27 protein-coding genes and 1 pseudogene are annotated in these 20,270 nt (G+C 71.2%); 16 read left to right on the forward strand and 12 right to left on the reverse strand.

From position 1 onward, the window contains the following. The first annotated feature begins 90 nt into the window (after positions 1-90). The 5 genes from AB0M56_RS42085 (at position 91) to AB0M56_RS42105 (ending at position 5,157) form a co-directional block, all read left to right on the forward strand. Positions 91-2,343 (forward strand): sigma-70 family RNA polymerase sigma factor, encoded by a 2,253-nt coding sequence (locus AB0M56_RS42085; RefSeq protein ID WP_364186735.1) that lies wholly within the window; start codon positions 91-93, stop codon positions 2,341-2,343. A gap of 10 nt (positions 2,344-2,353) precedes the next feature. After that, a complete protein-coding gene (locus AB0M56_RS42090; protein ID WP_364186738.1) occupies positions 2,354-2,857 on the forward strand; it encodes a GtrA family protein in 504 nt (167 codons plus the stop codon). Between the two features lie 37 nt (positions 2,858-2,894). Beyond that, complete coding sequence (locus AB0M56_RS42095) at positions 2,895-3,419, forward strand: GtrA family protein (RefSeq protein ID WP_364186741.1); 525 nt, start codon at positions 2,895-2,897, stop codon at positions 3,417-3,419. A 220-nt stretch (positions 3,420-3,639) separates the two neighbouring features. Further along, positions 3,640-4,500, forward strand: coding sequence for an NAD(P)H-binding protein (locus AB0M56_RS42100; protein WP_364186744.1), 861 nt, complete (start codon positions 3,640-3,642; stop codon positions 4,498-4,500). Positions 4,501-4,716: 216 nt separating this feature from the next. Next, positions 4,717-5,157 carry a hypothetical protein gene (locus tag AB0M56_RS42105; protein WP_364186747.1) on the forward strand — a complete coding sequence of 147 codons (441 nt, stop codon included), beginning with the start codon at positions 4,717-4,719 and terminating at the stop codon, positions 5,155-5,157. 38 nt (positions 5,158-5,195) lie between these two features. Here the strand turns inward: AB0M56_RS42105 and AB0M56_RS42110 are convergent, their stop codons facing one another. Together AB0M56_RS42110 and AB0M56_RS42115 are read right to left on the reverse strand one after the other, a co-directional pair. Further along, the gene (locus AB0M56_RS42110; RefSeq protein ID WP_364186808.1) at positions 5,196-6,479 is read right to left on the reverse strand and encodes an ATP-binding protein; all 1,284 of its coding nucleotides are present in this window, start codon (positions 6,477-6,479) and stop codon (positions 5,196-5,198) included. A gap of 15 nt (positions 6,480-6,494) precedes the next feature. Then, positions 6,495-7,196, reverse strand: coding sequence for a response regulator transcription factor (locus AB0M56_RS42115; RefSeq protein WP_364186810.1), 702 nt, complete (start codon positions 7,194-7,196; stop codon positions 6,495-6,497). A gap of 42 nt (positions 7,197-7,238) precedes the next feature. Between AB0M56_RS42115 and hisN the strand changes: the two genes are divergently transcribed. Further along, positions 7,239-8,027 (forward strand): histidinol-phosphatase, encoded by a 789-nt coding sequence (gene hisN / locus AB0M56_RS42120; RefSeq protein ID WP_354871105.1) that lies wholly within the window; start codon positions 7,239-7,241, stop codon positions 8,025-8,027. Here hisN and AB0M56_RS42125 read toward each other — a convergent pair. Further along, complete coding sequence (locus tag AB0M56_RS42125; RefSeq protein WP_364186750.1) at positions 8,024-8,191, reverse strand: helix-turn-helix domain-containing protein; 168 nt, start codon at positions 8,189-8,191, stop codon at positions 8,024-8,026. The two genes, hisN and AB0M56_RS42125, sit on opposite strands and share 4 nt — an antisense overlap. A 131-nt stretch (positions 8,192-8,322) precedes the next feature. Here AB0M56_RS42125 and AB0M56_RS42130 point away from each other — a divergent pair. Then, positions 8,323-9,002, forward strand: a pseudogene (locus AB0M56_RS42130) (LLM class flavin-dependent oxidoreductase). Between the two features lie 42 nt (positions 9,003-9,044). Here the strand turns inward: AB0M56_RS42130 and AB0M56_RS42135 are convergent. The 6 genes from AB0M56_RS42135 to AB0M56_RS42160 all read right to left on the reverse strand — a co-directional run bounded on the left by AB0M56_RS42135 (position 9,045) and on the right by AB0M56_RS42160 (position 13,352). Then, positions 9,045-9,305, reverse strand: a complete 261-nt coding sequence (locus tag AB0M56_RS42135) for a hypothetical protein (protein WP_220246333.1) — start codon at positions 9,303-9,305, stop codon at positions 9,045-9,047. Further along, complete coding sequence (locus AB0M56_RS42140; RefSeq protein ID WP_364186753.1) at positions 9,302-10,129, reverse strand: TNT domain-containing protein; 828 nt, start codon at positions 10,127-10,129, stop codon at positions 9,302-9,304. The genes AB0M56_RS42135 and AB0M56_RS42140 overlap by 4 nt, the downstream gene beginning before the upstream one ends. Positions 10,130-10,249: 120 nt before the next feature. After that, positions 10,250-10,813, reverse strand: coding sequence for a GNAT family N-acetyltransferase (locus AB0M56_RS42145; protein WP_364186756.1), 564 nt, complete (start codon positions 10,811-10,813; stop codon positions 10,250-10,252). Between the two features lies 1 nt (position 10,814). Further along, on the reverse strand, positions 10,815-11,756 hold the full coding sequence (locus AB0M56_RS42150; RefSeq protein ID WP_364186759.1) for a hydroxymethylglutaryl-CoA lyase: 942 nt from the start codon (positions 11,754-11,756) through the stop codon (positions 10,815-10,817). A gap of 1 nt (position 11,757) precedes the next feature. Then, complete coding sequence (locus AB0M56_RS42155; RefSeq protein WP_364186762.1) at positions 11,758-12,351, reverse strand: PH domain-containing protein; 594 nt, start codon at positions 12,349-12,351, stop codon at positions 11,758-11,760. 191 nt (positions 12,352-12,542) lie between these two features. Continuing rightward, positions 12,543-13,352, reverse strand: coding sequence for a biotin--[acetyl-CoA-carboxylase] ligase (locus AB0M56_RS42160; RefSeq protein ID WP_364186764.1), 810 nt, complete (start codon positions 13,350-13,352; stop codon positions 12,543-12,545). A gap of 158 nt (positions 13,353-13,510) precedes the next feature. Here AB0M56_RS42160 and AB0M56_RS42165 point away from each other — a divergent pair, with 158 nt between their 5' ends. From AB0M56_RS42165 to AB0M56_RS42175, 3 genes are read left to right on the forward strand one after another with little or no spacing between them, the layout of a single operon-like run. Beyond that, positions 13,511-14,593: a C40 family peptidase gene (locus tag AB0M56_RS42165; protein ID WP_364186813.1), complete on the forward strand. Its 1,083-nt coding sequence runs from the start codon at positions 13,511-13,513 to the stop codon at positions 14,591-14,593. Positions 14,594-14,646: 53 nt separating this feature from the next. Next, the gene (locus AB0M56_RS42170; protein WP_364186766.1) at positions 14,647-14,904 is read left to right on the forward strand and encodes a hypothetical protein; all 258 of its coding nucleotides are present in this window, start codon (positions 14,647-14,649) and stop codon (positions 14,902-14,904) included. Beyond that, on the forward strand, positions 14,898-15,689 hold the full coding sequence (locus AB0M56_RS42175; protein WP_364186769.1) for a hypothetical protein: 792 nt from the start codon (positions 14,898-14,900) through the stop codon (positions 15,687-15,689). Before AB0M56_RS42170 ends, AB0M56_RS42175 begins: the two co-directional genes overlap by 7 nt. An 8-nt stretch (positions 15,690-15,697) precedes the next feature. Here AB0M56_RS42175 and AB0M56_RS42180 read toward each other — a convergent pair whose 3' ends face one another. From AB0M56_RS42180 to AB0M56_RS42190, 3 genes are all read right to left on the reverse strand, one after another. Beyond that, a complete protein-coding gene (locus tag AB0M56_RS42180; RefSeq protein ID WP_364186772.1) occupies positions 15,698-16,291 on the reverse strand; it encodes a hypothetical protein in 594 nt (197 codons plus the stop codon). 81 nt (positions 16,292-16,372) lie between these two features. After that, on the reverse strand, positions 16,373-16,759 hold the full coding sequence (locus AB0M56_RS42185; protein WP_364186775.1) for a hypothetical protein: 387 nt from the start codon (positions 16,757-16,759) through the stop codon (positions 16,373-16,375). A gap of 23 nt (positions 16,760-16,782) precedes the next feature. After that, positions 16,783-17,082, reverse strand: coding sequence for an SDR family NAD(P)-dependent oxidoreductase (locus AB0M56_RS42190; RefSeq protein ID WP_364186778.1), 300 nt, complete (start codon positions 17,080-17,082; stop codon positions 16,783-16,785). An 82-nt stretch (positions 17,083-17,164) separates the two neighbouring features. On the opposite strand from AB0M56_RS42190, the gene AB0M56_RS42195 reads away from it, so the two are divergent. The 6 genes from AB0M56_RS42195 to AB0M56_RS42220 all read left to right on the forward strand — a co-directional run bounded on the left by AB0M56_RS42195 (position 17,165) and on the right by AB0M56_RS42220 (position 20,188). Further along, positions 17,165-18,091 carry an AraC family transcriptional regulator gene (locus AB0M56_RS42195; protein ID WP_364186780.1) on the forward strand — a complete coding sequence of 309 codons (927 nt, stop codon included), beginning with the start codon at positions 17,165-17,167 and terminating at the stop codon, positions 18,089-18,091. Between the two features lie 26 nt (positions 18,092-18,117). Beyond that, a complete protein-coding gene (locus AB0M56_RS42200; protein WP_364186783.1) occupies positions 18,118-18,267 on the forward strand; it encodes a CopG family transcriptional regulator in 150 nt (49 codons plus the stop codon). Further along, positions 18,264-18,482, forward strand: a complete 219-nt coding sequence (locus tag AB0M56_RS42205) for a hypothetical protein (RefSeq protein ID WP_364186786.1) — start codon at positions 18,264-18,266, stop codon at positions 18,480-18,482. The genes AB0M56_RS42200 and AB0M56_RS42205 overlap by 4 nt, the downstream gene beginning before the upstream one ends. Before the next feature lie 21 nt (positions 18,483-18,503). Next, the gene (locus AB0M56_RS42210) at positions 18,504-18,692 is read left to right on the forward strand and encodes a hypothetical protein (RefSeq protein WP_364186788.1); all 189 of its coding nucleotides are present in this window, start codon (positions 18,504-18,506) and stop codon (positions 18,690-18,692) included. 56 nt (positions 18,693-18,748) lie between these two features. Then, the gene (locus tag AB0M56_RS42215; protein ID WP_364186816.1) at positions 18,749-19,528 is read left to right on the forward strand and encodes a transposase family protein; all 780 of its coding nucleotides are present in this window, start codon (positions 18,749-18,751) and stop codon (positions 19,526-19,528) included. A 150-nt stretch (positions 19,529-19,678) separates the two neighbouring features. Then, positions 19,679-20,188, forward strand: coding sequence for a class I SAM-dependent methyltransferase (locus tag AB0M56_RS42220; RefSeq protein ID WP_364186819.1), 510 nt, complete (start codon positions 19,679-19,681; stop codon positions 20,186-20,188). Positions 20,189-20,270 lie beyond the last annotated feature (82 nt).

Below are 20,270 nucleotides of genomic sequence, written 5' to 3' on the forward strand. Positions count from 1 at the left end.
ACGCGTATCGCCGCGTCCGTCACACTTGTGCTCGCGTTACAGAGGTAGATCGTGGCTGGCCAGGCCGCGTGCGCCAGATGAAGGAGCCCCGTGTCCACCGTTCCCGCCGATCTGTCCGGTAAGAGCGACGCCGAGCTGATCGCCGAGGTCCGCTCCGGGAACATCGCCAGCTACGGGCCCCTTTACGAACGCCACAGCGGCGCCGCCCACAACCTCGCCCGCCAGCTCGCGCGTTCGAGTTCCGAAGCCGACGACCTCGTGTCCGAAGCCTTCTCGAAGGTCCTCGAGACGCTGCGCGGCGGCAAAGGTCCGGACACCGCGTTCCGCGCGTACCTCCTCACCGCGCTGCGCCACACCGCGTACGACAAGACCCGCCGCGACCGCCGCGTCGACCTCAACGAGGACATGAGCGACGCCGGCGGGGCTGTCGGCGAGGCGCTCACCGTCCCGTTCTCCGACACCGCCGTGGCCGGGCTCGAGCGCACGCTGGCAGCGAAAGCGTTCGCGCGGCTGCCGGAACGCTGGCAGGCCGTGCTCTGGCACACCGAGATCGAGCAGCAGAGCCCCGCCGAGGTCGCGCCGCTGCTGGGTCTGACCGCGAACGGCGTGTCGGCGCTCGCCTACCGCGCCCGAGAGGGCCTGCGCCAGGCGTACCTGCAGGTCCACCTGCAGGAAACCGCCGCCGAACGCTGCCACGCCACGGCCGAGCGGCTCGGCGCGTGGACGCGCGACGGGCTGTCCAAACGCGAACGCTCCCAAGTGGAGAACCACCTCGACGAGTGCGAGGACTGCCGCGGACTGGCCGCCGAACTGGCCGACGTCAACGGCGGCCTGCGCGCGATCATCGCCCCGATCGTGCTGGGCGGCGCCGCGCTGGGCTACCTCGCGACGATCGGCGCCGCGAAGGCGAGCGCGGCCACGGCGGGTGCCGCCGTCGGTGCCGGCGCCGCCGCGGCGGGTGGCGCCAAGGCCGGCGCCGCGGCCGCCGCTTCCGCGCCACGCCAGTTCGCGGGCGTCGCGGCTTCGGGCGCCGCCATCGTGGCGACGGTGGCGGTCGCGCTGGCCGCGGCCGGCTCGCCGCAGGAGATCCCCGTGGCCGCGCAGGTCCCGCCGCCGGCCGCCGCGCCCGCGGTGCCGCCGGCCAAGCCCGCGCCTCCCGCACCCCCGGCCCCGCCCGCACCGCCGCAGGCGCCGCCGCCCGCGGTCCCCGCGCCCCCGCCCGTCCAGCCGCCCGCCGCGCCGCCCGCGGCACCGCCGCCCCCGGCGACACCCGCGGCGGCGAAGATGTCGGCAACCACACCTTCGGGTGATCTCGAGCTGCAGCCCGGCGCCGGGCCGGTGAACCTGCCGATCACGGTCCGCAACGACGGTGGCAGCCCGTCCGACCCCGTGCAGGTCGCGTTGAACCTGCCGCCCGGTGTGTCCGCGGTGCCCGCGGGAGGTGGCGGTGGTGCGGTGAGCGGTTTCTCGCGCCAGGCCGATACACCGGCGACGACCCAGCTGAGCGTCGACTGCCCCGGCGGCACCGGCACCGTGACGTGCAAAACGGGCTCCGGCCTGCAGCCCGGCCAGACGGCCGTGCTCACCTTCCGCCTGCAGGCCGACGACTCCGCGCAGGGCGGCACCGTCACGGGTTCGGTCACCGCGGGCGCGACGATCAAGGTCGCCGTGAGCGTGAAGGTCACCGTGAAGTCGCCGCCCGACCTGCTCGCACTGCAGGCCGACACCGACGGGCTCTCGGCGTTCCCGTGGACGCGCAACCCGCTCGTCTACGTCCGCGTCCGCAACACCGGTGAAACCACGAAGCCGGTCACGGTCACGTTCGATCACGAGCTGTACCAGTCGTGGAGCCTCAGCGGCTTCCCGTGCCACTCCACGGACACGGGCGCCACGTGCACCACGCGGGGCGCGCTCGCACCCGGCCAGCACGTGAACCTGTGGGTGCGGCTCAAGGGCCGCCCGGCGCACAACGCGGCCGTGACCGTGAACGCGACGCTCGGCAAGGCGGCGCAGCAGGCCACGGTGTCGTTCGGCTGCTGGCTCGGCATCTGCGACGTGCCGTACCCGACGACCGGAGTCCCGCCGACGCCGTCTTCTTCCTCGACGACGACCTCGGAGACCTCCGAATCGTCCAGCTCGTCGAAGAAGCCGCCGCACAAGAAGCCGACGCCGTCGAGCACCCCGCCGGCGAAGCCGACGGACCCGGTCACCACGACCCCGCCGAGCACGCCGCCGACCACAACTAGCGCGCCCCCGACACCGGGAAGCAGCAACTCCGGCAAACCCGGCGAGACCCCGCCGTCGATCGAGCCCCGCGGCTTTTTCGACTGGCTGAGGGGGTAGCGTCGCCCAGGTGCGAGGGTTCCTGGCGAAGCACCGCGAGCTGCTGCGGTTCGCCGTGGTCGGCGGGATCAGCTTCCTGATCACCACGGCGATCACGTACGTCCTGAAGTTCACCGTGCTGCGGGCCAACCCCGTCACGGCGCTCATCATCGGCGTGCTGATCGCCACGATCTTCTCCTACGTCGCCAACCGCGAGTGGTCCTTCCGCACGCGCGGTGGCCGCGAGCGCACGCACGAGGCCGCGCTGTTCTTCCTCATCAGCGGCATCGCGCTGGGGCTCAACGCGCTGCCGCAGTGGATCTCGCGTTACGTGCTCGACCTGCAGATGCCGCACCTGACGCTGCTCGGGCAGGAGATCGCCGACTTCGTGAGCGGCATGATCATCGGCACGCTGCTGGGCACGCTGTTCCGCTGGTGGGCGTTCAAGAAGTGGGTGTTCCCCACGGAGGGTGCCCGCCTGCGTGCGGTCAGGTCATCGGAAGACGCGGACATTCCCGGCAGGAAGGCCGCCTGAGACCCGCGGTGACCTCGGGTTCTCTAAACTGGCTGGTGTGACCGTTGTCGAGACCGTGCTGGACCGCACGCCGGAGCCACTGCGCTCGGTGCTCATCAAGCACCGGGAGATGCTGAAGTTCGCGATCGTCGGCGGGACGACTTTCGTGGTCGACAACGGCGTCTGGTACCTGCTCAAGCTCAGCGTCCTCGAGTCGAAGCCGACGACGGCGAAGGCCATCGCCATCATCGTGGCCACGATCGTGTCGTACGTGCTCAACCGCGAGTGGTCCTTCCGCACCCGCGGCGGGCGAGAGCGGACCCACGAGGCCGCGCTGTTCTTCGTGATCAGCGGCGTGGCGGTGGTGGTGAACCTGATCCCGCTGTACGTCTCGCGGTACGTGCTGCACCTCGAAGAGCCCTTCGTCTCGAGGTTCATGCAGGAATTCGCCGACTTCGCGAGCGGCTCGATCATCGGCATGCTGCTGGCGATGGTGTTCCGGTACTGGGGCTTCAAGAAGTGGGTTTTCCCGGCCGAACTCGGCGAACGCCGGCGTGAGCAGGTCACGCGGCTGCCGCGGTAAATTAATTGCTCGCAGACATGGACTTGTCTAGAGTCATGTTTGTTGTTGTTCCTTCTTGAGACGCCGCCCGGGGTCGACCGGGCCGGTGGGACGAATCCGAGGTGGTCGCCGAGCGCGAAGAGGACCGCACCCGTTCACGGGTGCCGGTTGGAACCTTTTCCCGTCTCGTGCTCTCGCACGCCCTCGTGCGGTTTTCGTTCTGTCTCAAGGAGTTCTTTTCGTGATCCTCGTTCTCGGCGCCACCGGCAAGGTCGGCCGCGCCCTCGTTCCCGCACTGCTGGACGCCGGTGCCTCCGTCCGCGCCCTCACACGCGACCCGGGCCGCGCCCGCATCGATCCCCGTGCCGAAGTGGTGCGCGGCGACCTCGACGACGTCGGTTCCGTGCCGCTGGACGGCGTCTCCCGGGTGTTCGTGTTGACCTCCGGTCACGGTGGCGACTCGGCTGCGCAGGAGACCGCGCTCGCCGGCGCTGCCGCCCGGGCGGGCGTCACCCACCTCGTGAAGCTGTCCACCACCGGCGTCCATTTCGGACAGACGGACCCGATCACCCTCGCCCACGCCCGCGCGGAGCAGGCGATCCGCGAAGCCGGTCCGGTGTGGACGATCCTGCGCCCCGGCGCGTTCATGGACAACCGCCGCTTCTGGCTCCACTCCGCCCGCACGGACGGCGCCGTGTACGTGCCCGAAGGCGACCCCGCGTCGGCCCTGGTGCACGTCCGCGACATCGCCGCCGTCGCCACGCTCGTGCTCACCACCCCCGGCCACGAGGGCGCCACCTACGAACTCACCGGCGGCGAAGCCCTCACGCCCGCCCAGCAGGTCGCCATCCTCGCCGACGCGCTCGGCCGGCCGGTGCGCTACGTCGAAGAGCCCGAAGCCGCCGCTCGCGCACGCATGCTCGCCCTGGGCTGGCCGGCCCAGGCGATCGACGGCACGTTCGAGCTGAAGCGCCAGTCGGCCGACCGGGAGGACGTCGTGTTCGACACGGTGGAACGGCTGCTGGGCCGCGAACCGCTGACGTTCGCCGACTGGGCCGAAGAAGTCGCCGGGCCGGGGACCGGTCCCCGGCCGCAGCTCTAGCCTCGGCCTCCGGAAAGGGGGCGCGAGGTGGACCGGGAACCGGCGGTACCCGAGTTCGTACTCGTCATCGGCGCGATCTGGCTGGTGGGCATGACCTGCATGACCTGATACACCACCGCGAAGATCCGCTCCTCCAGGGCGTTTCGCCGCCGGCAGGTGCTTCAGATCGCCCGGATCAGGGAAACGAAGCCGGCTCCCGTCGAGGTGGGTGCGCTGGTGTCGGTCCACCGCTCGGAGGGCCGACACCAGAGGCGCCGGGTCGCGCTGTGGGCCACGGTGATCGGCTTCGTCGGGCTCGCGGCCGTGCTCTTGGTCGACTTCACCGCACTCGGCGACGACTCAGGCGACCACGTGGTGCCGATCGGGGGCTTCGCGGCGCTGGCCGGGCTCGCGTTCGCCGTGCTGGCGAGCGGCGTGAGCGTCGGCGTGCGCGAGGTGCGGCACGGCGACGAGGAGTTCCGCCTGTACGAAGGCGGCTTCGTCCATACCGACCGCGACGACACGCGGACGGTCAAGTGGGCCGACGTCGCCTACGTGCACCACCGGACCGGCGGCACGCGCTGGACCGCCGTCGGCAAGGTCGAGCTCCGCGACGGCGCGCGGATCGTTGTCGCGGGTCCGGTGGAGAACGGCTTCTCGCTGCTCGAAACGGCGTAGCTCGCGGTCCACCTCGGCCGGTATCCGCGCCGCTCGGGCTAGCGCGGCACCGGCTCGGCCGGCCAGCGGACCTCGCCGACGTCGTCCGGGCGGGGCACCTTCAGGAACAGGCTGAAGATCGCCGGGCGCTTGTTGGACAGCTCCAGGCGGCCGCCGTCGGCTTCGACGAGGGCGCGGGCCAGGGCGAGGCCGACGCCGGTGGAGCCACCGCCGGAGAAGCCGCGTTCGAAGATGTGCGGGGCGAGCTCGTCGGGCACGCCGGAGCCGGTGTCGCCGACCTCGATGACGACAGTGGCGTCGGACTCGCCGCGGCGGGCGGCGAGGGTGACGGTGCCGGCGCCGTGGCGCAGGGCGTTGTCCAGGAGGACGCCGATGACCTCGCGCAGGCGGCCCGGGGTCGCGCGGGCCATGAGGCCGTCGGCGATCTTCAGGCGCAGGTTGCGGCCCTCGACGCGCAGCAGCTGGCGCCACTCCTCCGCGACTTGCGGCAGCGTCGCGTGCAGGTCGACGGGCTCGGCGTCCACCTCGCGGGCCGCGCGGGCGGCGGCGAGCAGCTCGTCGAGGGCTTCGGCCAGGCGGTCGGCCTGCTCTTGCGCGGCGCGCGATTCCTCGACGACGTCGGGGTCGCCGTGCACCGTCAGCGGTTCGAGCCGCAGCTGCAACGCGGTGAGCCGGCTGCGCAGCTGGTGCGAGACGTCGCCGACGAGCTGCCGCTCCCGCTGTACGAGCTGCGCCAGCGCCGAGGCCGACGTGTCCAGCGCCTCCGCGACCATGTCCAGCTCGGCCACGCGGTAGCGGCCCGGGTCGGGCCGGAAGTCGCCGCCGCCGAGGCGCGACGCGCGGTCCGCGACGTGCCGCAACGGTTTCGCCAGCCGGCGCGCGGTCACCGTCGCCACCACCGCGCCGGTGCCGACGGACAGCACCACCAGCAGCACCACGAGCAGCGTCACCTGCGTCTGCTTCGTGCGCACCGGGCCCCTCGGGATCGACAGGACCACCTCGCCGTGGCGTGCCGTCGGCACGCGCTCCACGACCGGGTCGGGCCCGGGGTTGACGCCGAGGTGCTTCTCGATCAGCCCGTCGCCGCGGACCTCCAGGAACCCGCCGTGCGGCACGCCGACGCGGAACTGCTGGATGTCGATCTCGTCGCCGTTGGCGACCTGCGTGTCGACCGTCGCGGCAATCACGCGCGCGCGTTCGGCCAGGCTCTCGCGGTTGAGGTTCTCCACCAGCCGCCAGGCCGTGACGCCGAGCGGGATCCCGAGCACAGCCGCGGTCACGAGCACGGCCAGCAGGATCGCCATCAGGATGCGGCGGCGCATGCTCATCGCTCGGCGCTATTCGACGTTGAAGCGGAAGCCGACGCCGCGGACGGTCGCGATGCGTCGTTCGCCGTCGGAGTGCGCGGACTTGGCGGGGCGCCCGGCCGCTTCGTCGGCCGCGACGGCGAGCTTGCGCCGCAGCCAGGACATGTGCATGTCGAGCGTTTTCGACGTCTTCGACTCCAGCTCGTTCCACACCTCGGCGAGGATCTCGTCGCGGCTCACGACCTGGCCCGCGCGGCTCATCAGCACGCGCAGGAGCTCGAACTCCTTGTTCGCCAGCTGCACCTCGTGCAGGTCGACGGTGACGAGCCGCGCGCCGAGGTCCATGCGGACACCCCCGGATTCGAGCACCTCCGGCACCCGGCGGCGCAGCAGCGCGCGGATGCGGGCCAGCAGCTCCGCCAGGCGGAACGGCTTGGCCACGTAGTCGTCGGCCCCCGCGTCGAGCCCGACGACGAAGTCGACCTCGTCGGTGCGGGCGGTGAGCATCAGCACCGGCAGCTCGGTGCCGCCGGCGCGCAGTCTGCGGCACACCTCCAGCCCGTCCATGCCCGGCAGGCCCAGATCGAGCACGAGCAGGTCGACGCGGTGGGCGGAGGTGGCGCCGAGCACCGCCGGTCCATCAGTGACGACCTCGACCTCGTACCCCTCTCGCTGGAGCGCCCGGGACAGCGGCTCGGCGATGGTGGGGTCGTCTTCGGCAAGTAGGACCATGCTCACCTCGCCAACCTTACGGCGAACACCCGTGAAACCATCGTGACCGTGCCTGGCTACGAGGATGATCTGACCCTTGCCACCCGGCTGGCTGACGCCGCCGACGCGATCACCACAGCGCGTTTCCGCGCGCTGGACCTTTCGGTGTCCCGCAAACCCGACCGCACGCCGGTGACCGACGCGGACACCGCCGTCGAGGACGCCATCCGTGCGATCCTCGCCACAGAGCGCCCCGGCGACGCCGTCGCGGGCGAAGAACGTGGTGGTACGGCGGGCGCGACCGGCCGCGCGTGGGTGCTCGACCCGATCGACGGGACCAAGAACTTCCTGCGCGGCGTGCCGGTCTGGGCCACGCTGATCGCGCTGGTCGAGGACGGCTCGCCCGTCGTCGGCATGATCACCGCGCCGCTGCTGGGCCGCCGCTGGTGGGCTTCGCACGGCGACGGCGCCTACAGCAGCGACACGGCCGGCGTGCGGCGGCTCGCGGTGTCGGCCGTGGCTTCGCTGGAAGACGCGTACCTGTCCACGACGGACCTCAACACGTGGACCGAGTACCACTCCCGCGAGAAGTACCTCGCCCTGACGGAGGCCTGCTGGGAGAGCCGCGCGTTCGGCGACTTCTGGCAGCACTGCCTCGTGGCGGAAGGCGCGCTGGACCTCGCGGCCGAGTGCATCGTGAACCCGTGGGACGTCGCGGCCGCGCAGGTCCTCGTGACCGAGGCCGGCGGGCGCTTCAGCGACCTCACGGGCGCGGCGACCTACGAGGGCGGCTCGGCGCTGTCGAGCAACGGCGCGCTGCACGACGCCGCGCTGGCCGTGCTCAAGCGCTAGCCGGGTAGGTGCTCCTCGGCCCACTGTGACAGGTCGCCGAGCACCGGGATGAGGGCCTTGCCGGGCGCCGTGAGCTCGTAGGACACCGCGACCGGCGGCCCTTCGAACACCGTGCGACGCACCAGGCCGGCATCGGTCAGCGTCGTGAGCCGCTGGGACAGCACCGAGTCGCGGCGCCAGCCTGCGGGTGATCGACCGCGCGCTGGCGCCGGTCGATCCCGAGGTCGGCTACAACGGCGCCGACACGTTCCCGCCCGAGTTCGACGCGATCCTCGATCCGTTCGCGCTGCTGGCGGTGGCTGCCACCGCGACGGAGCGGGTCGAGATCGGCTCCAACATCCTCAACACTCCGTGGTACTCGCCGGTCCTGCTCGCCCGCATGCTCACGACGCTCGACCAGCTCAGCGGCGGCCGTCTCATCCCGGGCTTGGGCGTGGGCTGGTCCCCCGACGAGTTCCGAGCGATCGGCGCGCCCATGAACGAGCGCGGCGCGCGGTTCGACGAGATCCTGGATGTGCTCGATGAACTGTGGACCGCCGATCCTGCTTCGCACGAAGGCCGCTTCTGGCAGATTCCCGCCTCGCGTTCCGCGTTGAAGCCCGTCGCAAGCCGCCGATCTATCGCGCAGGCTTCTCGCCGTCCGCGATGCGCCGTGTCGCCCGCCGCGCCGCCGGCTGGCTCCCGGCTGTGGTTCCGCCGCACATGACCGACCTCGACGCCGCGATCAACCAGCCGATGGCGACGATCCGCGCGATGCCCGCCGAAGCCGGCCGTGACCCGGCGGAGCTGGACATGATCGTGCGGATCTACCCGACGGACCGCAGCGACGAGGTCGTCACGCACGTCGCCGACACCATCAAGCGCGTCGAGGACGAGACCGACGCCGACCACGTGCTCGTCGACCTGATGTACCAGGCGGACCAGGTGGACGAACTACTCACGCTGGTCGACGGCGTGCTCAAGGCCGCTCGCTGAACCAGCTCGTGAGTGGCGGTTCGCCCCGCTCTCACGAGCGATTCAGTGGCCGGGCAGCACGCCGACGGCGCCGCGCGCGACCTGCGACCACGCGAGGCGGCCGAAGAGGTAGTGGCAGGCGACCTGCTCGGACGTGAAGCGCGCCCAGTCGTAGCGGTTGCCCTGCTCGCGCCAGAAGACTTCCCAGCCCTCGTCGTCGGCGGGCATGAGGCACCACGCGTTGTCGGCCTCGGTGCCGACGGAGACGACCTCGGCGGGCACGCCCAGCCGGTCGAGCCAGCGCCGGATCGACTGCGTGTTCATCGCACCTCCCGCGTGACGTCGGCCAGGAACCCCAGGGTGACCAGCTCGTCGGCGGCCAGCACGGCACGGTAGCGGATCCCGCCGCCCGGCTGCCCGAACCACTCCGGCGCGGTTGAGCTCCACATCGGCACGGGCTTCACCACGCGGTAGCGCCGGTAGCCGGCGCGGCGCGTGGACTCCGGCAGCGAACGCTGCGCGAACGGCGTGCCGCCGACGGCGAAGAGGCGGCCGTGCTCGTCACCGAAGCGGTCGAGCCACGTGTTTTCCGGGAGTACCACGGCTTTTTCTTCCTGAATCGGTGGCCACGCGGTGTCCTCGGCGCCCGGCTCGTAGCCCTCGAAGAGCGCAGCGGGCGGCTGTGGGTCGGCGGGTGGCGCGGGCGTGCGACGGAGGCCGCGCGAGACGTACTCGAGCGTCGCGGTGTCGTCGAGCAGCGCCGAGTCCGGGTGGTCGAACGGCCCGGAACCGTTGTCCGGCAACGGCAGTTGCACCGCGGGCCGGTCCGCGGCCACGGGCAGGTGCCCGATCGGGAACATGTGGACCAGGAACAACGCCAGCACGCTCTCGCGCTCGGTGCGCAGCGCGCCCATCGGCGGAGGCGGAGGCGGCGGCGCCGGGTACGGCGCGGGCCCGCGGAAGACCTGGTTGTGCGGCCGGCCCGCGAACGGCAGGCGCGGGGCCGGCCGTGCGGGCGGGAGGCGGGTGCCGGTCGGAGGTGTCGGAACGTCGTCGAACCCGCCGTCGAGCAAGCCGCCGTACTGCGCGGGCAGCCGGATGGGCCCGGTGGCCAAGTCGGTGTCGACCGGTTCGGCGTGTTCGGACACGGACACCCTCTTCTCGGTTGCTCCGGCTTCAGGAAAGACGTCCGCCGCGCCAGCCGGTTCCACACAATTCCCCGATAGGGGGAACTTCCGCGCGGCACCGGACAAGGTGGTGAATCCACCTTATCCGGCGCGGGCGATCTTCCGCCTCACCAACGCCCGCGCCGCTCCGCGTCGTTCGACGACCGCGAAATCCGCGCGCGTGAACAGGCCGAGAGTCCCGTGGTAAAGATCCGCGGGCGGCCGGTCGCCGGCAGCCACGGGGTAGCCCTCGACGACGTCGGCGCCGTGCGCCGCCGCGTACTCGACGGCCGCGTGCAGGAGCTCGGTCGCGAGTCCTTGCCGACGGCCGCGGCGGTCGACGTAGAAACACGTCACGGCCCAGACGTTCCCCGGTTCGGCCGAGGCCGCCACGGGAGAGCGCGCCAGCCGCGGGTTGTCGGGCTTCGGCGACACCGCGACCCAGCCGAGCGGCTCACCGTCGACCACGGCCAGCAGACCCAGCGGCACACCGGATTCGGCCTCGCCGCGCACGTGCGCCTTGCGGCCGTCGCGCCCCGCGGCCTTGAAGTCCGGCCCGACCAGGCGGAAGAACGCGCACCAGCAGCCGCCCTGCACGCCACCTGGCCCGAAGAGCTGCTCGAACAGCGGCCACGAAGCCGTATCAAGTGGGACGAACTCGGGCATTTCAGCCCGCGAGGGCGTTCACGACCCGCGACGGGGACGGCCGGCCGAGCCGCCCGGCCATCCACACGCTCGTCTCCACGAGCTTGCCGAGGTCCACGCCGTGCTCCACGCCGAGGCCCTCCAGCAGCCACACGAGGTCCTCGGTGGCGAGGTTGCCCGTGGCCGACTCCGCGTACGGGCAGCCGCCGAGGCCGCCGGCCGACGAGTCCACAGTAGACACTCCGGCGCGAAGTGCGGCCTCGGTGTTGGCCAGGGCCTGGCCGTAGGTGTCGTGGAAGTGAACGGCCAGCGCGGAAACGTCCACTCCGGACTTCTCGAACTCCTGGACCAGCCTCGTGACCTGGCCCGTGGTCGCGACGCCGATGGTGTCGCCCAGCGACAGCTGCGAGCAGCCGAAGTCGAGCAGCCGCTTGCCCGCGCGCACGACCTGCTCGGCCGGCACCACGCCCTCCCACGGGTCACCGAAGCACATCGACAGGTAGCCGCGCACGTCCAGGCCCTCGGCGCGCGCCCGCGTGACGACCGGCTCGAACATGGCGAACTGCTCGTCGAGCGTGGAGTTCAGGTTCTTCTGCGCGAAGGTCTCGGTGGCGCTGGCGAAGATCGCGATGTCAGACACGCCGGCATCGAGCGCGCGGTTGAGGCCACGCTCGTTGGGCACGAGGACCGGGTAGCGAACGCCCTCGCGGCGGTCGAGGCCGGCGAGCAGCTGTTCGGCGTCGGCGAGCTGCGGCACCCACTTCGGGTGCACGAAGCTGGTCGCCTCGAGCGTGGTGAGGCCGGCGCCGGCGAGGCGGTCGAGGAACTCCAGCTTCACCTCGACCGGCACGACGGCGGACTCGTTCTGCAGGCCGTCGCGCGGACCGACCTCCCAGATCGTCACGCGCTGCGGCAGGCCCTCGGCGGCGACCCGTTCGGGCAGGCCGACTTCGCGGGCGCCCACGTCAGCGCCGCCGTCCGCGCGGCGGGTGGTTCGTCGGCGGCAGCGGCTCGGTGTCCTGGGGACCACCCTGTCCACCCTGCCCCGGTGCGCCGCGGTAGTCGTCGTACGGATTGTCGTTGACCTCGCGGTAGATCACCGTGTGCACGCGCTCGACGTGAGGGATGTCGTCGAACTTCAGCGGCTCGTCCGAAGCCGACTCGATGATCAGCGTGCCGCAGCCGAACACCCGGTCCAGCAGGCCGTGCTCGAACTGGACGCTGTTGATGCGCGACATCGGGATGTCGATGCCGGTGCGCTTCACCACGCCTTCTCGCGCGATCAACCGGTCGGTGGTCACGATGAAGTGCGTGGTCCGCCAGCGCACCAGCGGAGCGAGGAACAGCCACACCACGAACACGAGCGCCACCACGCCGATGGCGATCATCGCGACGTTGTTCCACGGTGCCGTCGCGTCCTGCGCCAGCAGGATGAGCCAGACGGCGGCCGCGATCGTGATCACGAAGGCCACGAACGGGAAGATCAGCATCTTGAAATGCGGGTGGCTGTGCACCACCACTTCCTCGTTCTGGCTGAGCAAATCGTCCGGATAGGCCACGGCGGACGCTCCCCTGGTTCATGTCTTCGCTGGTCGACTCACCGTACCGGCGCGAGGGCGCTCGCGGCGCCCGGACACCGCGGTTTACCGATCCGACCAAAAGTAGGCCGACCCCCGCGCGGCACGTAACCGTTGCCGCGAAGCCGTTCGGCCGTGACTGTGGTCGGATTGGTAACGATCGGCACAGCAGGTCACGCCGGGCGCACGTGCACGACGTCGCCGGCGGACACGGTCACGCGGCGGCCGTCGGTGGCGTCGACCAGCAGCTGCCCGGTCGCGTCGAGGTCGGCCGCGTGGCCGGTGAGGACGCGGCCGCCGGGCAGCTCGACGCGCACCTCCTGGCCGAGGGTCGCGCAGTGGGCGCGGTAGTCGTCGAGCAGGCCGGCGGCGGTGAGGTCGCCGAACGTGGCGCGCCAGCGGCGTTCGAGGTCGTCGAGGCGGGTGAGCAGGGCGAGCGCGACCTCGGTGCGGTCCGGGTCGGCGGCGCCCTGCTCGGCGAGCGACGTCGCGGGCAGGCCGCCGGGGCCGGCCGGCACGTCTTCGCCGAGCGGCAGCACGTTGAGGCCGATGCCGAGCACGACACCCGGCTCGCCGTCCGAGACGGCCTCGGCCAGGATCCCCGCGCACTTGGCGCGGTCGGGTCCGGCGAGCACGTCGTTGGGCCATTTGAGAACGGCGTCGACCCCCAGCTGGGCGGCGACCCCGCGCACGGCGAGGCCGGCCACCACGGACAGTGAGCCGAGCGCCGCGAAGGGGACGCCCGCGGGTCGCAGCGCCACGCTCAAGTACAGCCCGGCGCCCTTCGGCGAGCTCCACGAACGCGCCCGCCGGCCGACGCCCGCGGTCTGCTGCTCGGCGAGCAGCACCGTGCGGTCCGCACCCCCGTTTTCCAGGGCTTCCCGCAGGTCGGCGTTGGTGGAGCCGGTGGACTCAACCACGTCCACCCGGGAGTACCGATCGCCGAGTCCCTCGCGCAGTCGCGCTGCGTCCATGCCAGACATGTGCCCAGAATATGAGAGTCCCCCTAACGTGCAAGCGACTCGCTCGTTACGCAGAGGTGCGCTCTCCTAGATTGGACGCCGTGACGCCGCCTGACCCCGAGCACAGCGCTGTGCCCGATTCAAAAGCCGTGCCCGATTCAAAAACCGGGCCCGAAGAAATTGCCGCGCCCTCGTCCGCCACTGCCGGCAAGGGGGCAGGCAAGTCCTGGGCGCGCGGTGCGTTCCACCGTGGCCTCGTCGCGCTGCCGCTGGTGGCCGGTCTCGTCACCGCGGGCTGGCTCGTGGCCGACCGTGAGCAGCCCGCGCCGCAGACTCCGGTCGCGACCGCCGCCACGGCTCAGGCCGGACCGTCGGTGCTCGAGGTGAGCGCGCCCGTCGCGGCGCAGGAACCGGGGCAGGGCGCCTCCGGCGGTGGGGGCAAGACGCCGTTGCAGCAGTGGGCCGAGTCGCTCGCCGGCCCCCTCGACATCCCCACCGACGCGCTGATCGGCTACGCCAACGGCGAGCTCGCGCTGCGCTCCGAAGACCCCGGCTGCCACCTGTCGTGGGTGACGCTCGCGGGCGTCGGCGAGGCCGGCTCGGACCACGGCCGCCACGGCGACAACCCGATGGGCCTGTCGCCGACGGCGTGGAAGAAGTACGGCGCGAAGATCCCCGGCATCGACAAGCCCGCGCTGACCGACCCCAGCTCGGCGTCGGTCGCCGCGGGCCGCGCCCTGTGCGCCGGCGGCGCCGACCTGTCCGCGGGCACGGGCTGGTGGAAGTCGATCGCGGCGTACGCGAGCAAGGACACCGAGCTGTTCCGCCAGCGTGTGCTCGGCAACGCGCAGCTCTACGCCACGCTCTCCCTCGACCCGGCGAAGGCGAACAGCCCGGCCGTGCGCGCCACCCGCTTCGCCCTCGGCCAGCTCGGCCTCCCCTACGTCTGGGGCGGCAACGGCCCCGACGCCGGCGCCGCGGGCTTCGACTGCTCCGGCCTGACGAAGGCGTCGTACGACAGCGCCGGCGTCGCGCTGCCCCGCACGGCCGACAGCCAGTTCCGCTCCCTGCCCCCGGTCACCGGTGAACCCCAGCTGGGCGACCTCGTCTTCTACGGCTCCCCCGCCACGCGCATCCACCACGTCGGCCTGTACCTGGGCAACGGCCTGATGATCAACGCGCCCACCGAGGGTCAGGCCATCCAGATCCACACCTACCACTCCCGCGGCGACGACTACGCGGGTGCGGGCCGCCCGGCCTGATCACCGTTACTTCGGCCGTCTTGGCGACGGGCGGGCCCGGTTAGCCTTTTGCCGTGCACAGCCAGGAATCCGGTGAGCCGCTGGTCGATCTGCTCGCGCGCTACGCACGGGTGAACGCGGACCGGACGTTCCTCAAGGGCGCCGGGATTTCCCTGCCGAGGGTCACGGACGCGACGAGGCACGATGCGGACGTGCTGGCTACCGCCGGTCGCCCGCACGACGCGCTTCGGCGGACCACCCACGACGAAGCGGTCACCACGCTCCGGGAGCTCGGTCCGAGCACGACCGTTGGTTGCTGCGCGCGATGCTGACCGTGCTCCGCACCTTGCCCGACGGCAAGGGTTACGGAGCTGCTCGCACGGAGCTGAAGCGCCACCGGCTGCTCGACACGACCGCGGTCCATGCCTACGGCAGCGTGTTGGAGGAGCTCGCGCTCGTCGGCGTGGTGGCCACGGCGGAGCACCCCGGGCTGGTGCGGCGCTGGTCGGACTACGTCGAGCGGGACCAGCGCCCGAGCGACCGGGTCGAGGTCCAGGCACCGCCGGCGTGGTGGCGATCGTCGGACGGCCTGCGCGAGGACGTCGCGCGCGAGGTGTTCGCGGACTTCGACACCGGCGACGTTGATCTCGCCGGACCTCGGCCGGCGGCCGACGCGACGATCGCCGCCGCCGTCGGAAAACGGGTGCGGGAGCTGGCCAGGCAAGCCCGCACCCGCGACGTTCCACGGTCCGTCGGCACGGAACCGGCCGCGGCGGGCGACGTGTACGCCATGCGCGTCGCCGCCGACCGGTGGGTGACGTTGGACGTCTGGTCGGTCGACTCGACGGGTTCCCGACCGCACGCGGAAGTCGAGTTCCTGGCCGGGCTGTACCCGGAGATTTCGGCCCCCGCGGCGCTGTCGGACCGGGTCCAACCGCGCTACGACGAGCAGTGGCGATACCGCGCGCACTCCCTGGAGAAGACGCCGAATGCCCGGCGCGTCACCCAGGGAGTGCCCGGTCCGGCGGCCGAGGGGCCGCCACCAGACCGATCGCCCGCCGGGAACGCGAAGGACCTGCGTCTCCTCGCGGCCGCGTGTTTTCCCGAACTCGGCTGAGCGCCCACTCAGCCGAAAACTAGCCGCTTTCCCTCTTTGCCAGGCTCCAGCAGCTCGAACTTCAGGCTCAGATCGGTGCGCTCCAGGAGTTCCACCTGCTGGGTGAACGGCTCACTCGTGGCGTACACCGTCTTCTCGAACTTCCACTCGTCCTCGAACCACGCGCGCAGCGCCGCGAGAAGGCGTTCGTCCATGCCCTGCTCCATTTCGGGCCGCCGAACCCAGAAGAAAACGACCGCGTCGACGTCCGCCCACTCGACGTCGCCGACCGCGACCACCGTGGACTGCGCGAGGAACTTGGCGCTCGGGGGAAAGACGTAGACGCAGCCCACGCACCTCGTGCCGGCCGGGTCGAGCACCGTGTAGTTGAACGCACGGTTCGCGGCATGGCGTTCTTCCATGTCGACGACGTCTTTCCGGTTGTCCTCCACCGTGAAGTCGTCTTCGGGCCACGTCGACTGCCGCCACAACCGCAGGGACTCCCTCGTGTCCATCACGGCGGCGTAGTCCTTCTCCGTGTCACCGGCCACGATCGGCCGCAAGGAGAACTCGTCGGTCTTCAGCTCCGGGGGAACGGGTTCGGTCGAATCGGTGAACGGCACGTCCGGCTCCTTCGACGAGTTTCCCTGGGTACTGATCACCGTATGACGGCGCTCAACCGAGTTACGGCGCTCGCAACCGCGTCACCATTCCGACGGGACCAGCAGCTCCTGCGGTTTGCGGTCGGCGTGCATGGTCCACAGCAGCTGCGCCAGGTCGGCCGGGTCCGCGGCCGGGAAGGCGTCCTTGGGCTGCCCCGACGCGCGGTAGTGGTCGTCGAAAGGCGTGCCGGTGATGCGCGCGCCGATGTGGAGCTGTCCGACGATCACCCCCTGGTCGGCGACCTCCGCGGCCAGCGACTGGAGGTAATTGCGCTGCGCGGCCAACAGCGGCCCCCAGCCGCTCATGTGTGCCCTGCCGCGGACGGCGGCGGCGCCCTGCGCGGTGAGGATCGCGCCGTCGCCGCGAGCGAGCATGGCGGGGAGGAACTCCGCGACGAGGGCGATGAGGGTGTCGAGGGCCAGCGGCATCGAGGCGTGCAGCCGGGCCGAGGTCAGCGAGGCCGCGGAGGTGAAGTCCGGGTCGCCGGGGGAAGGGGCGTAGTAGACGACGTCGGGGTCGCGACGAGGGTGCGGATCCGCGTGGCGAGAGCGGGGATCGATCCGGTTTCGGACAGGTCTGCGGTGAGCGCGTGGGCGGCGCTGCCCTCGGCCGCCAGCACGGCGGCGAACTCCTCCAGCGGAGCCCGGCGGCGAGCGACTAGGACAACGTCGTAACCCGCCTTCCCGTAGCGGCGGGCGATGGCGCGCCCGACTCCCGGGCCGGCTCCGAATACGACTAGCGACTTGGTCATGATGACCAGTCAACTCCGCCGGGGCCAGACCATCCATGGTCGAAGGTCCAGGATTCCTTTGTGATCGTCTACCGTCGAGGTCATGGACGTGCTCACTGACCTCCTGCACCGCGCCCGCGCGAGGACCGCGCTGGTGCGTCAGCTGATCCAGCGCCCGCCTTGGTCGGTCGCGTACGCCGACGCGCCGGCGCTCACCGTGATGGCCACACTCGGCGGCCACGCGTCGATCCGGGTCGGCGGCGAGCCGGTGCGCCTCGAAGCCGGGGACATCGCGCTGGTCACCAGCCGCGACTACACGATCGCCGACGACCCGGGCACGGCTGAGCAGGTCACGATCCGCGGAAACCGCAAGTACCTGCCCAGCGGTGAACCCACGACGGAGCACTGGTTTCTCGCCCCACGCACGTACGGCGACGGGCTACCCGGCGCGACCGTGATGCTCCGGGCCGCGTACGAACTCCACGGCGAGGTCAGCGATCGGCTCCTCGCCCTCCTGCCTGAGCTGGCCGTGGTGCCGGCGGGACCACGCACGGGCGCGACGCTCGACCTGCTCGCCGCCGAGGCCTCCCGCGACGAACCGGGCCAGGGCGCCGTGCTCAACCGGCTGCTGGATCTGGTGCTGGTGCAGGCTTTGCGGGCCTGGTGCGCCGAGTCGCCGACCCCGCCGTCGTGGTACCGCGCGCTTGCCGACCCGGGCGTCGGCGAGGCGCTGAGGCTGCTGCACGGCGATCCCGCGCACCGGTGGACAGTCGGCGAGCTGGCCGCGAAAGTCGGCTTGTCGAGAGCCGCGTTCGCCGCCCGGTTCGCGACGCTCGTCGGCGAGCCGCCGCTGACCTACCTCACCGGCTGGCGCATGACGCTGGCCGCGGATCTGTTGCGGGACACGGAAAACCCCATCGCCCAAGTCGCCCGCGAGACCGGTTACACCGACGCGTTCGCGTTCAGCGTGGCGTTCAAGCGCGCCCGCGGCGTCAGCCCCTCGGACTGGCGCCGGACCGTTGCGGGCTAGCTTGCTAGCATGCCAGCTTCGGAAGCGTGGGCGACGAGGACGTGAAGCAGTTCAACGTGTACCTGCCGGTCAGCCTGATCAAGCAGGTGAAGATCCGCGCGATCGAGACCGGCTCGTCGCTGTCCGCGCTGGTCGCAGAAGCGCTGCGCGAGTACCTCGGGGAGGAGGACGAATGACTACCGAAGGCATCGAGGCTGCGTTCCTCGAAACGCACAACTGGGGCAAAGCCGCGAAGTTCTTCCAGTCGCTGGGGTTCGAGCTGGAGTTCGAGACCGACCACCATTCGGGGCAGTTCCGCGGCGAGCAGGGGCCGTCCGTGTTCATCGCCGAAGTGCCGGAGACGCAGGAGACGCGTACCCGGCTCGTGCTCAAAACGCCCGGCGCGGCCTAACCGGGCCCGGACGTCGAGGTCGTGACCCCGTACGAACCCACGCACTACGGCTCGGAAGAGATGACCGTGCGCTGTGTTGTCTGGCCCGGCTTCGCCGGGGCGTGCGAGATCGCCTTTGAGCCGGCTTCCGGATGGGGCGGCCGGATCGCCCGGGGGCCGATCGCGCCGCCCCATGCGGAAGCCGGCGCGATCTCGCCGGTGGTCACCTAAGGGATGTCTCGTAACCCGGTGTGGGTCTGTTGCCGGTGATCGTTGATCATGGTGTGGTGCAGGTGATCTCGGCGTCGCGGTCGGAGTGGATTGCCCCGTTCACGGGGTTGGAACCGGGTCAGTTCCGCAAGTTGGTACGGATCGTGGCGAAACGTGGCGGTGACGAGATCGCCGATGGCCGACCTGGTCGTCAGTGGCGCCTTGACCTGGCCGATCGTGTGCTGCTGGTCGCGACGTACTGGCGGACGAACCTGACGATGCGCCAGATCGGGCCGCTGTTCGGGGTGTCGCATTCCGCGGCGCATCGAGTGATCGACACTATCGGGCCGCTGCTGGCGCTGGCCCCGGTCCGCAAGCGGCGGATCGACGCGATCGCGATCGTGGACGGCACCTTGGTGCCGACGCGGGATCACCGGCTGGCAGCACCGTCGAAGAACTACCGGTATTCGGCGAACGTGCAGGTCGCGATCGATGCCGACACCCGGTTGGTGATCGCCACCGGCGACGCGTATCCGGGCAACGCAGGCGACTGCACCGTCTACCGCGCCTGCGGCATCGAGCAGAAGCTGGCGGGGCGCCCGGTGATGGCCGACGGCGGCTACCAAGGCAATCCCGAGGTGATCATGCCCTACCGCAAACCTCGTGACCGCAGCGATCTGCCCGGCTGGCAGGAAGACCTCAATGCCGGCCATCGCAAGATCCGGGCCCGTGTCGAGCACGCGCTGGCGCGGATGAAGTGCTGGAAGATCCTGCGCGACTATCGCCGCGCAGCCAGCACGCTGAACGACACGGTCTCCGGCATCGCGCACCTGCACAACATCCTCCTCGCAGACTGATCCGCAACACCAGTCCCACCAACCACAAGAGCAGTTACGAGACATCCCTTAGGAGCTGTTGCTGGAACGAAGTGTGAGTCAGTACGTGATCCTCGGCGGGGGCCTCGACTCCTTCTCCCAGCGCAACCCGGAAAGACCACCGTCTTCGAGATCGACCGACCCGGCACCCAGGCCTGGAAACGCGAGCGCCTGCAAGCCCTCGGTTACCCGCTGCCGACGCTGGTGCCCGTCGACTTCGAATCCGGCCAGTCGTGGCCCGCCGAACTCGAAGCCGCGGGCTTCGACCCGAAGCAACCCGCGGTTTTCGCGTCCACGGGTGTGAGCATGTACCTGTCGAAGGCCACCACGGCGGAAACCCTGCGCACCATCGCGGGCCTGGCGAACGGCACGACGCTCGCCATGACCTTCCTCCTGCCCCAGGACCTGCTCGACACCACAGACCGCCCGGGCCTGCGCGCGAGCCAGGACGGTGCGAAAGCCGCCGGCACCCCGTTCGTCAGCTTCTACCGGCCGGAGGAAATGCTGGCGACGGCCCGAGACGCGGGGTTCACCGGCGTCCGCCACATCTCCGGAACCGCCCTGGCCGAACGCTACTTCTCTAGCCGTGCGGACGGCCTCCGCCCTTCCACCGGAGAGGACTTCCTCGTCGCCGAGGTCTGATCCGCAACCACGCCGCGAGATCGCGCCGGCTTCCGGATGGGGCGGTTCGATCGGCCCCCGGCCGATCCGACCGCCCCATCCG

The organism is Amycolatopsis sp. NPDC051372 (assembly GCF_040682095.1).
GTDB lineage: Bacteria > Actinomycetota > Actinomycetes > Mycobacteriales > Pseudonocardiaceae > Amycolatopsis.

What these genes read in the sequence shown, in the direction of transcription:
- AB0M56_RS42110 (WP_364186808.1), bottom strand. Translation starts at nt 6,479, where the DNA reads ATGCGCCGCCGCATCCTGATGGCGATCCTGCTGGCCGTGCTCGTGACC.
- AB0M56_RS42115 (WP_364186810.1), bottom strand. Translation starts at nt 7,196, where the DNA reads ATGGTCCTACTTGCCGAAGACGACCCCACCATCGCCGAGCCGCTGTCC.
- AB0M56_RS42135 (WP_220246333.1), bottom strand. Translation starts at nt 9,305, where the DNA reads ATGAACACGCAGTCGATCCGGCGCTGGCTCGACCGGCTGGGCGTGCCC.
- AB0M56_RS42145 (WP_364186756.1), bottom strand. Translation starts at nt 10,813, where the DNA reads ATGCCCGAGTTCGTCCCACTTGATACGGCTTCGTGGCCGCTGTTCGAG.
- AB0M56_RS42160 (WP_364186764.1), bottom strand. Translation starts at nt 13,352, where the DNA reads ATGTCTGGCATGGACGCAGCGCGACTGCGCGAGGGACTCGGCGATCGG.
- AB0M56_RS42175 (WP_364186769.1), top strand. Translation starts at nt 14,898, where the DNA reads ATGCTGACCGTGCTCCGCACCTTGCCCGACGGCAAGGGTTACGGAGCT.
- AB0M56_RS42185 (WP_364186775.1), bottom strand. Translation starts at nt 16,759, where the DNA reads ATGCCGCTGGCCCTCGACACCCTCATCGCCCTCGTCGCGGAGTTCCTC.
- AB0M56_RS42190 (WP_364186778.1), bottom strand. Translation starts at nt 17,082, where the DNA reads ATGACCAAGTCGCTAGTCGTATTCGGAGCCGGCCCGGGAGTCGGGCGC.
- AB0M56_RS42195 (WP_364186780.1), top strand. Translation starts at nt 17,165, where the DNA reads ATGGACGTGCTCACTGACCTCCTGCACCGCGCCCGCGCGAGGACCGCG.
- AB0M56_RS42205 (WP_364186786.1), top strand. Translation starts at nt 18,264, where the DNA reads ATGACTACCGAAGGCATCGAGGCTGCGTTCCTCGAAACGCACAACTGG.